This is a genomic window from Streptomyces murinus (assembly GCF_002154555.1).
GTDB classification, from domain to species: Bacteria; Actinomycetota; Actinomycetes; order Streptomycetales; family Streptomycetaceae; genus Streptomyces; species Streptomyces murinus.
Genome location: NZ_MUNF01000653.1, coordinates 1 through 576, shown reverse-complemented (window position 1 = coordinate 576; position 576 = coordinate 1). Strand labels below are relative to the sequence as shown.

The 576-nt window shown below is 75.9% G+C and carries 2 protein-coding genes; both read left to right on the top strand.

Annotated elements, in window-relative coordinates:
- Nucleotides 1–182: pyridoxamine 5'-phosphate oxidase family protein (locus CCN72_RS32355; RefSeq protein WP_483027290.1), on the top strand; the 182-nt coding region annotated here is incomplete at its 5' end.
- Between the two features lie 87 nt (nt 183–269).
- The coding region (locus CCN72_RS32350; protein ID WP_143664271.1) for a methyltransferase domain-containing protein at nt 270–576 on the top strand (307 nt) is incomplete at its 3' end.

Sequence of the window (576 nt, the reverse complement as noted above, 5' to 3'; positions counted from 1 at the left end):
GCGGCCGTGCCCGGTTGTCCGAGGATCCGGCGGAGCTGCGCCACTGGGCCGCGCGGGTCGCCGCCCGGTACATGGGCGAGGACCGTGCCGAGGAGTTCGGCGCGCGCAACGGTGTTCCCGGTGAGCTGCTGGTGCGCGTCCCCGTCGAAGAGGTGGTGGCGATCCGGGACCTGGCGGCCTGAGCGGCGGTCCCGGCCGACCGGCACTCGATCGGCCGCCGCCGGAACGCGAGACACACCTGGCCATGGAAGCAGGGCATCATGCGAGTCATGAGCGACGACCACGCACATGTCCAGGAGTTCTTCACCGCGCGGGCCGCCGGCTGGGACAGTAAGTTCCCCGACGACGGGCCCGCGTACGCGGCCGCCGTGGCCGACCTCCGGCTGCGGGCGGGTGACCGTGTGCTGGACGCGGGCTGCGGGACGGGGCGCGCGCTGCCTCCGCTGCGGGCCGCCGTGGGCCCCGCCGGTGTGGTGCTCGGCGCCGATCTGACCCCGGCGATGCTCGCGGCCGCCGTGGCGGCGGGACGGAACCGGGAGGGTGCGTTGCTGCTCGCGGACGTGGCCGCCCTGCCGC